Below are 12,948 nucleotides of genomic sequence, written 5' to 3'. Positions count from 1 at the left end.
GATGTCCGCCACGCAGCCCGGCCGGCTGATGTCCGCCGAGATGGCCGAGCAGCCCGCCGTGCTGCGGCGCCTGCTGGACGAGGGCGCCGGGCCCATCCGGGAGACCGCCGCGCGGATCGCCGCCCGCGGCCCCCGCTTCGTGCTCCTGACCGCCCGCGGCACCTCGGACAACGCCGCGCTGTACGCCAAGTACCTGCTGGAGATCCAGGCCGGGAAGCCGTGCGGCCTGACCTCGATGTCCGTCACCACCGCCTACCGGGCCCGCCAGGATCTCGCCGGCTGCCTGGTCATCGCCGTCAGCCAGTCCGGGGGCTCGCCCGACCTGGTCGCCTCCACCACGGCCGCCCGCGAGGCCGGGGCGATCACCCTGGCCGTCACGAACAACGCGGCCTCCCCGCTGGCCGCCGCCGCCGAATACCACATCGACGTGCTGGCCGGGCCCGAGCGGGCACTGCCGGCGACCAAGACCTACACGGCCGAACTGCTGGCCCTGCACCTCTTCGTGGCGGCCCTGCGCGGCGCCGACGGCGTGCGGGCCGCGCGCCCGCTGCCGGACTTGGCCGAGCGGGTCCTGGCCCGCGAAGCGGAGGTCCGGCAGCTCGCCGCCCGCTACCGCTTCGCCCAGCGCATGGTGCTCACCTCCCGCGGCTACGGCTATCCCACCGCCAAGGAGGCGGCGCTGAAGCTGATGGAGACCAGCTACATCCCGGCCCTGTCCTACTCCGGCGCGGACCTCCTGCACGGCCCGCTGGCCATGGTCGACAACGTCTCGCCCGTGATCGCCGTCGTCACCGACGGGCCCGGCGGGGAGGCGCTGCGGCCCGTGCTGGACCGGCTGCGGGAGCGGGGCGCCGACCTGGTGGTCGTGGGGCCGGGGGAGCGGGTGGCCGCCGCGTCCGGCGGCTTCGCCCTGCCCGGCGACGGGCTTCCGGAGGAGCTCCAGCCCCTCCTCCAGATCCTGCCGCTGCAGCGGCTGGCCTACGAGGTAACCCTGGCCCGCGGCCAGGACCCCGACGCCCCCCGGGCGCTGGCCAAGGTCACCGAGACCCGGTGACGCCCACCGGACACCACCGGAGACTCCCGGCGAGGCGCGCGCCGGCCGGGGTCGGGCGCCGCCGCGTCCCGTCGGGGCGCGTGCGGGTCACAGGAGGGCGCCGCCCGTGGCGTCCAGCCACTGGCCGGTGACCCAGCGGCTGTCGTCCGAGGCCAGGAACGCCACCACGTCGGCTATGTCGGCCGGCTGCCCGACCCGGCCCAGCGGGGAGGACGAGGCCGTGGCCTCCCACGCCTCGGGGCCGGCCCGAAGCCAGGAGGCGTTCATGTCCGTGTCGATGGCGCCGGGGGCCACGCCGTTGACCGTGATGCCGCGGGGGCCCAGCTCCTTGGCGAGCACCGCCGTCAGCTGGTCGAGGGCGCCCTTGGACATCGTGTACGCCACGAGCTGGGGCATCGCCCCCGGCCGGCGCGTCAGCCCGGTGGAGACGTTGACGATCCGGCCGCCGTCGCGCAGGCGGCCCAGGGCGAGCCGGCTGACGAAGAAGGGAGCCCGGGCGTTCACCGCGAAGACGCGGTCGAAGTCCTCAGGCTCCGTGCCCTCGATGCCGGTGGGCGGGCTGTCGACTCCCGCGTTGTTCACCAGGATGTCGAGGCCGTCCGCGTGCTCGTCGAAGGCCGCCCACAGGGCCTCGGCGTCGCCCGGCCCGCCCAGCGTCGCCCGCAGGGCGAAGGCCGAGCCTCCCGCCGCCTCGATCGTGGCCACCGTCTCCTTGGCCGCCGTCTCGTCCCGGGCGTAGTGCACGCCGACGCGCGCGCCGTCCCTGCCCAGGCGCTCGGCGACGGCCCGCCCGATGCCCCTGCTGCCGCCCGTGACCAGTGCTGTCCTGCCGGAGAGCGTGCTCATGACGCCGCCCCACCCTTCTTTCCCTAGCGGTCGCTACAGAAAGACCATAGCACGCCTTCTGGAGTGGTCGCTATAGAATGATGGGCATGACGGCGAAACCACGCGGGCGCCCCCGCTCCTTCGACCGGGAGGCCGCCCTCCAGCGGGCCACCGAGGTCTTCTGGCAGCACGGCTACGAGACCACCTCGATCGCCGACCTGACCCGCGCCATGGGCATCGGCGCCCCCAGCCTCTACGCCGCCTTCGGCGACAAGCGCACGCTGTTCGAGGAGGTGGTGGCCTCCTACGTCGGCCGCTACGGCAGCTTCGTCGGCCGCGCCATGGCCGAGGAGCCCACCGCCCGTGACGCCATCGCCCGCACCCTCCGCGAGGCCGCCGCCGAGTACACCGCGCCCGGACGCCCGCGCGGCTGCCTGGTGATCTCCGCCGCGGTCAACTACCCCGAGTCCTCCGCCGAGGTCGCCGACGGCCTCTGCCGCAGGCGCGCGGCGAACCTCCGCGCGTTCGAGAGCCGTATCCGGTTCGACATCGCGGCCGGCCTCCTGCCGCCCGGCACCGACGCCGCCGCCCTGACCGCGTTCACCGGCGCGGTGATGCAGGGCATGAGCCAGCTCTCCCGCGACGGCGCCAGCCGGGAGGACCTGGAGGCCGTGGCCGAGACGGCGATGCGGGCCTGGCCCGGTCCCCCCGCGGGCCACTCCCCGGCGGGCCCGAGGCCCGGGGACGACGGCGCGGGGACGGCCGGCGGGACCGCCGACGGCAGGGCCGAGAAGGCGGACGGCAAGGCCGAGAAGACAGGGGAGGGGGGCGGGAAGAGAGAGAAGAAGACCTGAGGCGTCCGCCCGGGCGGCCCCGGAAACACCCACGGGCCGCGGCGCCAGAGAGGGACCCTCAACCCTCCCGGCACCGCAGCCCGGAGCGACACGGGCCCCGCGACGCCGTCAGGGCAGAAAGCGTCTGGGCCCCGCTCTGCTCTCCTGTGCGGGGAGAGCAGAAGCATTCGGTCCCCTCCATTCTGAACCGCCCGGCCCCCGTGTGTCCATGCTCTGAAGGGACTTCCTGCCTCCGACCGCCCCGAGCCGTCGCTTCTTGAGGGCACTCCCGCTCATCCCGGGTTGGTCCGGCACGCCGGTAAGCTCCCAGTGTGCCCTCCATGAACGACCTCGTGCACCAGCACACCGACCTCCAGGACCGCGACCTGGAGTGGCTGCACCTGCTGGTCTCCGAGTGGCAGCTCCTCTCCGACCTCTCCTTCGCGGACCTGGTCCTGTGGCTGCCCACCAGCGACGGCACGCGGTACATCTCGGTCGCCCAGATGCGGCCGAACACCGGCCCCACCTCTTACCAGGACGACATGGTCGGCCACCTCGTCCCCCGCGGACGCCGGCCGCTGCTGGACATCGCCCTGGACGAGGGCCGCATCGTGCGCGAGGGCGACCCCGAGTGGCGCGAGGAGGTCCCCGTCCGCGTCGAGTCCATCCCCGTCCGGCGCGAGGGCCGGGTCCTCGGCGTGATCGCGCGCAACACCAACCTCCTGACCGTCCGCACCCCCAGCCGCCTGGAGCTGACGTACCTCCAGAGCGCCTCCGACCTCGCGCAGATGATCGCCGGCGGCGCCTTCCCCTTCCCCGGCCAGCAGGTCGGGATGGACCGCGCCCCCCGGGTCGGCGACGGCTTCATCCGCCTGGACGCCGAGGGTGTCGTCCAGTACGCCAGCCCCAACGCCCTCTCCGCCTACCACCGCCTCGGCCTGGCCACCGACCTGGTCGGCCTCCCGCTGGGGCCCACCACCGCCGAGCTGGCCCCCACCCGCGGCCCCGTCGACGAGTCCCTGGTCAAGCTCGCCAGCGGCTGGGCCCCCCGCGAGACCGAGATCGAGGGCCCGGACTGCGTCGTCCAGCTACGCGCCATCCCGCTCAAGCCCAAGGGGGAGCGCATCGGTTCGCTGATACTGCTGCGCGATGTCACCGAACTGCGCCGCAGAGAACGCGAGTTGATCACCAAGGACGCCACCATCCGGGAGATCCACCACCGGGTGAAGAACAACCTCCAGACCGTCGCCGCCCTGTTGCGCCTCCAGTCCCGCCGCATAGGAGCCACCGGCGACTCCAGCGCCCGCGCCGCCCTGGACGAGGCCGTGCGCCGCGTCGGCTCCATCGCGATCGTGCACGAGACCCTGTCCCAGAACCTCGACGAGCGCGTGGAGTTCGACGAGATCGCCGACCGGGTGATCGCCATGGTCGGCGAACTCTCCCCGGACGGCCGGGTGGCCGCCCGCCGCGTCGGCCGCTTCGGCATCCTCGACGCGGAGACCGCCACGCCCCTGTCCATGGTCCTCACGGAGGTGCTGCAGAACGCCCTGGAGCACGCTTTCCCCGCCGGCGGCCGGGGCACCATCGAGGTGGACGCCCGGCGCACCGACCCCGGCCCGGCCGGGGCGGGGGGAGCGGACGGCCAACGCCTGCTGGTCACCGTGGAGGACAACGGCGGCGGCTTGCCCGACGGCTTCGACCCGCACGCCGACGGCAGCCTGGGCCTGCAGATCGTCCGCACGCTGGTGGAGGGCGAGTTGGGCGGCCGTTTCGACATGATCCCCGCCGCCGGGGGCGGCACCCGCGTGGTGCTCGACCTGCCCCTGGGCCTCCAGAAGCGCTGAGCCCCCAACGCTTTGCGCGCTACGACGAATTGAGCCCCGAGCCGCGCGGATGTTCCGCGGGCCGGGGCTCAACGCTGTCGCGGAGGCACCGTGGTGCTGCGCGTGCTGCGGCTCGGGGGCAGCTGACGGATGGCGGGCCGCCGGGCGGGAGGCCTGGAGACGTGCTCAGGGGTCAGGCGGTGGCCTTCCGCGCCCGGTTGCGCGCGGCGCGGCGCTTCATGGCGCGGCGCTCGTCCTCGCTCATTCCGCCCCACACGCCGGAGTCCTGGCCGGACTCCAGGGCCCACTGCAGGCACTGCTCCATGACGGGGCAGCGGCGGCAGACGCCCTTGGCTTCCTCGATCTGCAGCAGCGCAGGACCGGTGTTGCCGATGGGGAAGAAGAGCTCCGGGTCCTCCTCGCGGCAAACGGCGCTGTGACGCCAGTCCATGTCTGCTCCATCTCCTGCACATTGCAGTTACATTGCTTGTGAATGTGAACGCTTTCACGAATCCCCCCACAAAGAACGAGCCGTCGCTCAGCTTCTTCTGGAGAAGATGGCCTTCGCCGCGATCCCGTCGAAGCGGGGGAGAGGATTCGGGCTCTCAAGGGGGCCGAGGGCTCGGCCGTCCCGATCGCCATGAAGAGGTTCGCAAACCTCGGCTGCGCGCACAACCCCTTGCGGAAAGTTTTTTTTGAATCCTTGGTGTCGCCTAGCTCACAGCCCTACTTCCCTCGGGTGGAGGCTGCGCTAAACGTTCGACTACAAGGACTTTCGGAGGTTCCGGTCACACAATCACACGCAGTGCACGATGCACGCCTGTGAAGGACACGCTCGTGCGCAGTCCCAGGTGGTCACCGTCCAACTGAAACGGCAGTGGCACCTGCGATTGCAAGGTGAGGTGCGTCTCGTCGTGAAGCGACACCACGCGCTTGCCGTGCAGCCCCCGCTCCGGCGAGGACCGCAGCAGCTGGCTGCTGTACCGCGTCAGCGCGGCCGAGGACAGCCGGGAGAGCCCGACCACGTCCAGCGCGGTGTCGAACGACGCCCGCGGCGCCGCGTACACCGGCCGGTTGAGCAGGAACGTCCACGGCGCGGTGTTGCACACTATCGACAACACCAGCCCTTCGACAGGGTCCTGGCCCGGCCGGATCAGCGAGATCGTCCCGCGCGTGCGCCGCCGGTCGCCCACGAAGTGCCGCACGGCCTGCCGCAGATACAGCGCGTGCGTCGAGCGTTTCCCCCGCTCCCGCTGGGACTCCACCCGCCCCACCACGCCGGCGTCGAAGCCGTACCCGGCGCAGAACGTGAACCAGCGGCGCGGCACTTCGGCGTCCGCCGTCCCCGGCGTCCCGGCCGCGAGCCCCAGCCCCACCGCGCGCTCCGACTCCGCGTGCAGCGCGGCCAGCAGCGCGCCGGTCGCCTCCACCGCGTCGTTGGGCAGCCCGAGTGCTCGTGCGAAGACGTTGGTGGAGCCGCCGGGGACCACCGCGAGCCGGGGCAGCTCACCCGTGTCGGGGCCGTTGTGCAGCAGGCCGTTGACGACCTCGTTCACCGTGCCGTCGCCGCCCAGCGCGATGACCACGTCGGCGGTGCCCTGCTCCGCCGCCTGCCGGGCCAGCTCCCGCGCGTGCCCCCGGTACTCGGTCTCGGCCACCTCCAGCTTGAGGTCGCTCGCGAGGGCGTGGGTGAGCACGTCGCGGGTCCGCGCGCTGGTGGTGGTGGCGACCGGGTTGACCACGAGAAGTGCGCGCATGACAGGCAGCGTACCCAGGCCGCGCCGGACAGCGCGCCGTCGCCCGGCGATACCCTGGCCGGCGTGAGCGAGAACACGACCGGGCCCGCCGGCGGCGACCGACCCAGCGCCACGGAGCGACCGCGCAGGGTCGCGGCGGCGGCCCTGCTGTGCGCCCTTCAGGGCGCCGCGACCGCCGGGCTCGGCGCCCTGCTCCTGGCCCTGGCCGTGGCGGGCGAGCCGGGCGACGTGACCCAGGCCGTCACCGGCGCGATCACGCTGCTGGCGCTGGCCGCGCTGCCCCTCGCCGCCGGTCACGGCCTCTGGCGCCTGCGCCGCTGGAGCCGCGGCCCGGCCGTGGTCACCCAACTCCTCGCCGTTCCCGTCACGATCACCCTCGCCAACAGCGGCGCCCTCTGGCCCCTGGCCGCCACCGCCCTCGGCGCCACGGCCCTCGCCGTCCTCGCCTGCCTCATCAACCCCACGGCCACACAGGCCCTGGGCATCGGCCCGCGCGAGGCGTAACGCTTGCGCTTGCGGCGGTCGCGGCCGGTTCGCCGCCCGGCCCCACGGGGCGCACCCGGCGCCGCCCGGCGCCGAGTAGTCAGCCTACTCACGTGAGTAGGCCGGACCTGGTCAGCGGTTCCGCCGCGCGGCGTAGCGACGGCCGGAGTCCGCAGCGGCGCCCGGCGCAGCCGGGACGATCCTCCGGAGCAGCACGCGGGCCATCAGGGCCCGCGCCCAAGGGCAGGCGGGCGCCGATGGCAGGGGGAGCCCCGGCCCCCGGCCGCAGGCGCCGGGACGACACGCGTCCCGGCGGCAGGGCCGTGGGCGTCCGGATGGACGAACGATTTTGCGGAGGGGGGCCTATTCCTCGACCAGCAGCTTCTCGCGGAGCTGGGCGAGGGTTCTGGCCAGGAGGCGGGAGACGTGCATCTGGGAGATGCCGACCTCCTGGGCGATCTGCGACTGGGTCATGTTCCCGAAGAAGCGCAGCAGCAGGATCTTCTTCTCCCGCGGCGGCAGCTCCTCCAGCAGCGGCTTCAGCGACTCGCGGTACTCCACGCCCTCCAGCGCGTCGTCCTCCGCGCCGAGCGTGTCGGCCACGGCCGGGGACTCGTCGTCCGTGTCCGGCACGTCGAGGGAGAGCGTCGAGTAGGCGTTCGCCGACTCCAGGCCCTCCAGCACGTCCTCCTCGGAGATACTCAGCCGCTGCGCCAGCTCGTGCACCGTCGGCGCGCGCCCGTGCTGCTGGGACAGCTCGGCCGTCGCCTGGCTCAGCGAGAGCCGCAGCTCCTGGAGCCGCCGCGGGACCCGCACCGCCCAGCCCTTGTCCCGGAAGTGCCGCTTGATCTCGCCGACGACCGTGGGCGTGGCGTACGTCGAGAACTCCACGCCGCGCTCGGGGTCGAAGCGGTCGACCGACTTGATCAGGCCGATGGTGGCGACCTGCGTGAGGTCGTCCAGCGGCTCCCCGCGGTTCCTGAAGCGCCGGGCCAGGTGCTCCACGAGCGGCAGGTGCATCCGCACCAGGCTGTTGCGCAGCTCGGCCCGCTCGGGCGAGCCCTCGGGCAGCTTGCGCAGCTCGATGAAGAGATCCCGCGCCGCTCCCCGGTCCTGTCCGTCGGGCAGCGAACGCCGCCCCGCGCCCCTGCCGGCCCGCGCGCCCCCGGCCGGGGCGGCAGGGACCGCGGCAGGGCTCGCCGCGGGCGGGGCCCCGCCCTGCGGGGCCGGCTCGGGCTGGCCCGGGATGGCCGCCGCGGCCTGCTCCGGGCGTGCTGTCGCCGTCCGTTCCACCTCTTCCATCTCGGCCCCCTCGTCCCGTGGCGTTCCCTGCGAGCCGGTCACGGCGCCCCGGGGGCGGCGCCGCGCTTCTTGTGCAGGCTGATGCTGACCGTCTTGTCGTGTCCGACGGCCGATTCGACCTCGCCCGCGAGCGCGGTGAGCACGGTCCAGGCGAAGGTGTCCCGCTCGGGGGCGTGCCCCTCCGTGGTGGGCGCCGAGACCGTGACCCGCAGGGCGTCCCCGACCAGCGTGAACACGCAGTCGAGCACGCTGCCGGGGATGGCCTGCTGGAGCAGGATCGCGCAGGCCTCGTCCACCGCGATGCGGAGATCCTCGATCTCGTCGAGGGTGAAATCCAGCCGGGCCGCGAGGCCGGCCGTGGCCGTCCGCAGCACCGAAAGATAGGCACCCTCCGCCGGCAGCCGGACTTCCACGAAGTCCTGCGATCCGGGCTCACCTGGGATGGGGGACACCCTCACCTCCACAGAGACTCACACTGATTGAGCGCTCCCGGGCACCGCCGAGATGCCCAGGTCGCCTTGCGACGCTACCGCGATCCAGGGCGTGCTGTCGCCTGGCCCGCGAACCGCCCCCGGCACCCGCCACCTCAGCGGTATTACTCATCGTAATGCATTCGGTGCACTCGGTGCGCGCGCGGGCTTGTCAATTCCCGGAATTTTTCGACTCGTTGCCTCGTCCCACGCATCACCCCCGCACCACGCGCGCATCCGCGCGCCCCGGAGCGGGGGCGTTCCGGGCGTTGCGGCCCTGGGGTTCTCAGGGCCAGCCGTGCAGCGTGACGGCCGGGGGATCGCCGCCCAGGCAGCGCTCCACGAGCCGGTCCGTGGAGAAGACCAGCTCCTGGGGCAGCGCCGTGCGCGGGAACCAGCGGACCTCCGCGTGCTTATGCGGCTCCGCGTTGCGCGGCGTCCCGCCCCAGCGGTGCGTGGTGAACAGGACGGTCAGAAACCCTCCCCCAGCTACCGCTGGACGGTGCCCCCTGGGCGACTCCGCGCCGAGCGGGGCGTGCAGCACGTGGGCAAGGCGCAGGTCCTTCGGGTCGGCGATCAGGCCGGTCTCCTCGCGCAGCTCGCGGACGGCGGCGTGGGTGACGGGCTCGCCGGGGTCGCACTTGCCGACGGGCAGGTCCCACAGGCCGCGCCCGAACTTGGCCCGAGGGCCGCGCTGGAGGAGGAGAACGCTGTCGGTGTCCCGGTCGTGCACGAGAACGGCCGCGACCAGCAACGTCATCGAGGCGACGGCGGGCGGCAGGGAAGCGGGCATGGGGCTCAGCGTAAACGGCCGGCCCGCTGGTCGCGCGGCAAATTCCGCGCTACAGTGCGTGATTTGGAGACGGGAAAAGTGAAAAGGGTCTCCAATCCCGAAGGATAGTTTAGTGAGTTGGGGGACGGCATGTCAAGCGGTCCGGTGCACGAACGGCAGCGCGAGCGGGAGCGGAACGACATCCGGCACGACGAACAGGGGGATGAACAGGGGGACGAGCAGCGCCACGTGAGCGAGTTCTACGCCCGCCTCGACCGCCTCCGCGCCGAGGTCAGGGGCCGGCTGGAAGGGGTGCTGGCCGCCAGGGGCCTCGGCCACCAGGGACTCGCGGAACGCGACATCGCGGCCGGCGAACTCGCCCGCCGCGCCGCCCAGTTGGACGCGGTGGAGAACGGCCTGTGCTTCGGCCGCATCGACCTGCGCGACGGCGAGTCCCGGCACATCGGGCGCATGGGAATCCTGGAGGACGGCGGGGAGTTCGAGCCGCTGCTGATCGACTGGCGGGCGCCCGCGGCCCGGCCGTTCTACGTGGCCACCGGCCGCCGCCCGGAGAACGTCCGGCGCCGCCGCCACATCGCCACCCGCGGCCGGGAAGTGACCGGCGTGCTGGACGAGTTCTTCGGCGCCGGGCCCGAAGGCGCGGGCCCGGGCGGCGACGCCGCGGAGGCCGCGCTGCTGGCGGCCGTCAACTCCCCCCGCACCGCCCGGATGACGGACATCGTCGCCACCATCCAGGCCGAGCAGGACGCGATCATCCGCGCCCCGCACGCCGGGATCCTCGTCGTCCAGGGCGGCCCCGGCACGGGCAAGACCGCCGTCGCCCTGCACCGCGCCGCCTACCTGCTCTACACCCGCCGCGAGCGGCTGGCCCGCAGCGCGGTGCTCATCGTCGGCCCCAACCCCGCGTTCCTGCGCTACATCGGGGAGGTACTGCCCTCCCTCGGGGAGACCGGCGTCCTGCTGGCCACCGTGGACCGCCTCTTCCCCGGCGTCACCCCCACCGCCGCCGAGTCCCCGGCCGCCGCCGAGCTGAAGGGCCGCGCGGCGATGGCCGAGGTGCTGGCGGCGGCCGTGGCCGACCGGCAGCGGGTGCCGGAAGGGGAGGGCCGGCGCGTCCTGCACGGCGGGCGGCGCGTGCTGCTGGAGCGCGACGCCTTCCTGCGCGCCCGGCGGCTGGCGCGCGAGACCGGCCTGCCGCACAACCAGGCCAGGCCCGTGTGCCACGACGCGCTGCTGGACTCCCTGGCCGACCGCGTCGCGGGCCGCTTCGCCGTCGACCCCGTGGACGGCGGCAGCCTGCTGAGCGCCGGGGACCGCGAGGAGATCCGCGCCGACCTCGCCGGGGACCCGGCCGTCCTCGCCGTCCTGGAGGCCGCCTGGCCCGCGCTCACCCCGCAGCGCCTCCTCGCCGGGCTCTACTCCTCCACCGCGCGCCTGGAGCGCGCCGCCCCGGCGCTCACCGCGGAGGAACGCGCCCTGCTGCACCGCCCCGCGCCCGCGCACGCCGACTGGACCGCCGCGGACGTTCCCCTGCTGGACGAGGCCGCCGAACTCCTCGGTCCCGACGCCGACTCCGAACGCGCCGCCGGTCAGCGGGCGGAGGCCGAGTACGGCGAGCGGCTCGCGCTGGCCCAGGAGGCGCTGGACGTCGCCTACGGCTCGCGGGACACCGACTTCGCCGACGAGGAGGACGGCGAGGAGGCGGAGGTGCTCTCCGCCTTCGACCTGCTGGACGCGCAGGCCCTGGCCGACCGCTACGCCGAGGGCGACCACCGCACGGCCGCCGAGCGGGCGGCGGCCGACCGCACGTGGACCTTCGGGCACGTGGTGGTGGACGAGGCGCAGGAGCTGACCGCGATGGCGTGGCGGCTGCTGATGCGGCGCTGCCCCGGGCGTTCGATGACCCTCGTCGGGGATATCGCGCAGACCGGGGAGCCGGGCGGGGCCGCCTCCTGGGAACGCGTGCTCGCCCCGCACGTCGGGGACCGGTGGCGGCAGGCGGAGCTGACGGTCAACTACCGCCTCCCGGCGGAGATCGCGGCGGTCGCGGCGGGCGTCCTGTTCCGCATCGACCCGTGGCGGAGCACGCCGCGGGCGGTCCGCTCCACGGGGGTGGCGCCGTGGCGGCTGGCCGTGCCCCGGGCGGCGCTCGCGCGGGAGGCCGCGCGGCTGGCCGCAGCGGAGCCGGGGTCGGTCGCGCTGATCGGCCCGGCCTCGCTGCGCGGTGCGCTGGCGCGGGCGGCGGGGGAGGGGGTCGCGGTGCTCGACCCGCGGCAGGCCAAGGGGCTGGAGTTCGACGCGGTGATCGTGGTCGACCCGGCCGCGATCGTCGCCGAGTCCCCGTCGGCCCAGGCCGGGCCGCACCGCGGCCTCAACGACCTCTACGTCGCCCTGACCCGCCCCACCCAGCGCCTCGGCCTCCTCCACCCCGACGACCCCGCCGGCACCCCACCGGCGGGGCTGACTCGCCTGGGCCCGCCGGCTCGGCCCCTCTGAGGGACGCCGGCTCGGCCCCTCCGAGGGGCCCGGACCGTTCCCTCGGCCGCGGGCCCGGCTCTCAGCGTGGCTTGGCTCGATCGCCCTTCCCGCGGCCGAAGGCGAGGGTGGTGAGGGCCAGGCCCGCGGCGGTGCCGAGGAGTTGGGCGGCGAGGAAGGCGGGGACGGAGGCGGGGGCGATGCCGGCGAAGGTGTCGGTGAACGCCCGTCCTGCGGTGACGGCGGGGTTGGCGAAGGAGGTGGAGGAGGTGAACCAGTAGGCGGCGCCGATGTACGCGGCGACGGCCGGGGCGGCGAGGGTGAGGCGGCCGGTGCGTTGCAGGCCGAGGATCAGCAGCAGGAGGCCGGCGGTGGCGACGGTTTCGCTCAGCAGCAGGTGTCCGGCGGAGCGGTCGTGGGCGGACCAGTCGACGGCCGGGAGGTCGAACATGAGGTTGGCCAGGACCGCTCCGGCTATGGCCCCGGCGGTCTGGGCGGGCAGGTAGGCCGCCGCCTCGCGTCCGCCGGGGCCGGGGCCGCCGCGGCGGGCGGTCCACCAGGCGGCCAGGGTGACCGCGGGGTTGAGGTGTGCGCCGGAGACCGGGCCCAGCAGGGCGATCAGCACGCCGAGGCCGAGGAGGGTGGCCAGGGAGTTGGCCAGAAGCTGTACGCCGACATCCTGGGTGAGTGCGGTGGCCTGGATGCCGGAGCCGACCACGATGGTCACCAGGGCGGCGGTGCCGAGGAGTTCGGCCAGCGCGCGCCGGATCAGCGGCGGGGTGGGGACGGGGGTGGGCGCGGCCGGCGGTGCGGCGGCGGCGCGGGGCTCGGGGAGGGGTTCGGGCGGGGCCTGGGTGGCGCTCAACTCGGTGGCTCCTGGGGACGGCCGGGCGGGTCAGGGGCAGGGGCGTTTGCGGTCTGCGTGCGTGCGGGCGGAGGCGGCCAGGGCGGTGAACTGCCCGGCCAGGCCCTCCAGGACCTCCGGCCGCAGCCGGTAGTAGGTGAACCGGCCGCCCGGCTCGCTCTCCCCCACTCCCGCCGCGCGCAGCACCCGCACGGGGGTGGTGAGGTTGGTCTGCTTCGCGCCGGTCTCCTCCCCCACGTGCGTGGGGCACAGCGGCTCCCGCGCCCGC

The 12,948-nt window shown here is 74.5% G+C and carries 12 protein-coding genes and 1 pseudogene; 5 read left to right on the top strand and 8 right to left on the bottom strand.

What is annotated here, in order from left to right:
* The first annotated feature begins 1 nt into the window (after position 1).
* Positions 2 to 1,054 (top strand): SIS domain-containing protein, encoded by a 1,053-nt coding sequence (locus RM780_RS12485; RefSeq protein ID WP_311630729.1) that lies wholly within the window; start codon positions 2 to 4, stop codon positions 1,052 to 1,054.
* An 87-nt stretch (positions 1,055 to 1,141) separates the two neighbouring features.
* Here the strand turns inward: RM780_RS12485 and RM780_RS12480 are convergent, their stop codons facing one another.
* Positions 1,142 to 1,900, bottom strand: a complete 759-nt coding sequence (locus RM780_RS12480) for an SDR family oxidoreductase (RefSeq protein WP_311630728.1) — start codon at positions 1,898 to 1,900, stop codon at positions 1,142 to 1,144.
* 86 nt (positions 1,901 to 1,986) lie between these two features.
* Here RM780_RS12480 and RM780_RS12475 point away from each other — a divergent pair.
* Positions 1,987 to 2,580, top strand: a pseudogene (locus RM780_RS12475) (TetR/AcrR family transcriptional regulator); the annotation flags it as partial.
* Positions 2,581 to 3,053: 473 nt separating this feature from the next.
* On the top strand, positions 3,054 to 4,556 hold the full coding sequence (locus RM780_RS12470; protein WP_311630727.1) for a sensor histidine kinase: 1,503 nt from the start codon (positions 3,054 to 3,056) through the stop codon (positions 4,554 to 4,556).
* Between the two features lie 172 nt (positions 4,557 to 4,728).
* Here RM780_RS12470 and RM780_RS12465 read toward each other — a convergent pair whose 3' ends face one another.
* Positions 4,729 to 4,986, bottom strand: coding sequence for a WhiB family transcriptional regulator (locus RM780_RS12465; protein WP_049571050.1), 258 nt, complete (start codon positions 4,984 to 4,986; stop codon positions 4,729 to 4,731).
* Between the two features lie 337 nt (positions 4,987 to 5,323).
* Entirely contained in the window at positions 5,324 to 6,292 is a 969-nt protein-coding gene (locus RM780_RS12460; protein ID WP_311630726.1) for a diacylglycerol/lipid kinase family protein, read from the bottom strand.
* Positions 6,293 to 6,355: 63 nt separating this feature from the next.
* On the opposite strand from RM780_RS12460, the gene RM780_RS12455 reads away from it, so the two are divergent.
* Positions 6,356 to 6,796, top strand: a complete 441-nt coding sequence (locus tag RM780_RS12455) for a hypothetical protein (RefSeq protein WP_311630725.1) — start codon at positions 6,356 to 6,358, stop codon at positions 6,794 to 6,796.
* 342 nt (positions 6,797 to 7,138) lie between these two features.
* On the opposite strand, the gene RM780_RS12450 is transcribed toward RM780_RS12455, so the two are convergent.
* From RM780_RS12450 to RM780_RS12440, 3 genes are all read right to left on the bottom strand, one after another.
* Positions 7,139 to 8,077: an RNA polymerase sigma factor SigF gene (locus RM780_RS12450; RefSeq protein WP_311630724.1), complete on the bottom strand. Its 939-nt coding sequence runs from the start codon at positions 8,075 to 8,077 to the stop codon at positions 7,139 to 7,141.
* A gap of 38 nt (positions 8,078 to 8,115) precedes the next feature.
* Complete coding sequence (locus RM780_RS12445; protein ID WP_311630723.1) at positions 8,116 to 8,529, bottom strand: ATP-binding protein; 414 nt, start codon at positions 8,527 to 8,529, stop codon at positions 8,116 to 8,118.
* Between the two features lie 304 nt (positions 8,530 to 8,833).
* Positions 8,834 to 9,340, bottom strand: a complete 507-nt coding sequence (locus RM780_RS12440; protein ID WP_311630722.1) for an NUDIX domain-containing protein — start codon at positions 9,338 to 9,340, stop codon at positions 8,834 to 8,836.
* Positions 9,341 to 9,469: 129 nt separating this feature from the next.
* Here RM780_RS12440 and RM780_RS12435 point away from each other — a divergent pair, with 129 nt between their 5' ends.
* The gene (locus RM780_RS12435; protein ID WP_311630721.1) at positions 9,470 to 11,836 is read left to right on the top strand and encodes a HelD family protein; all 2,367 of its coding nucleotides are present in this window, start codon (positions 9,470 to 9,472) and stop codon (positions 11,834 to 11,836) included.
* Positions 11,837 to 11,897: 61 nt separating this feature from the next.
* On the opposite strand, the gene RM780_RS12430 is transcribed toward RM780_RS12435, so the two are convergent.
* Positions 11,898 to 12,680, bottom strand: a complete 783-nt coding sequence (locus RM780_RS12430) for an aquaporin (protein WP_311630720.1) — start codon at positions 12,678 to 12,680, stop codon at positions 11,898 to 11,900.
* 30 nt (positions 12,681 to 12,710) lie between these two features.
* The coding region (locus tag RM780_RS12425; protein ID WP_311630719.1) for an ArsR/SmtB family transcription factor at positions 12,711 to 12,948 on the bottom strand (238 nt) is incomplete at its 5' end.

It is taken from the genome of Streptomyces boetiae (genome assembly GCF_031845405.1).
GTDB lineage: Bacteria > Actinomycetota > Actinomycetes > Streptomycetales > Streptomycetaceae > Streptomyces > Streptomyces boetiae.
This window is presented reverse-complemented; position numbering and strand designations above follow the sequence as displayed.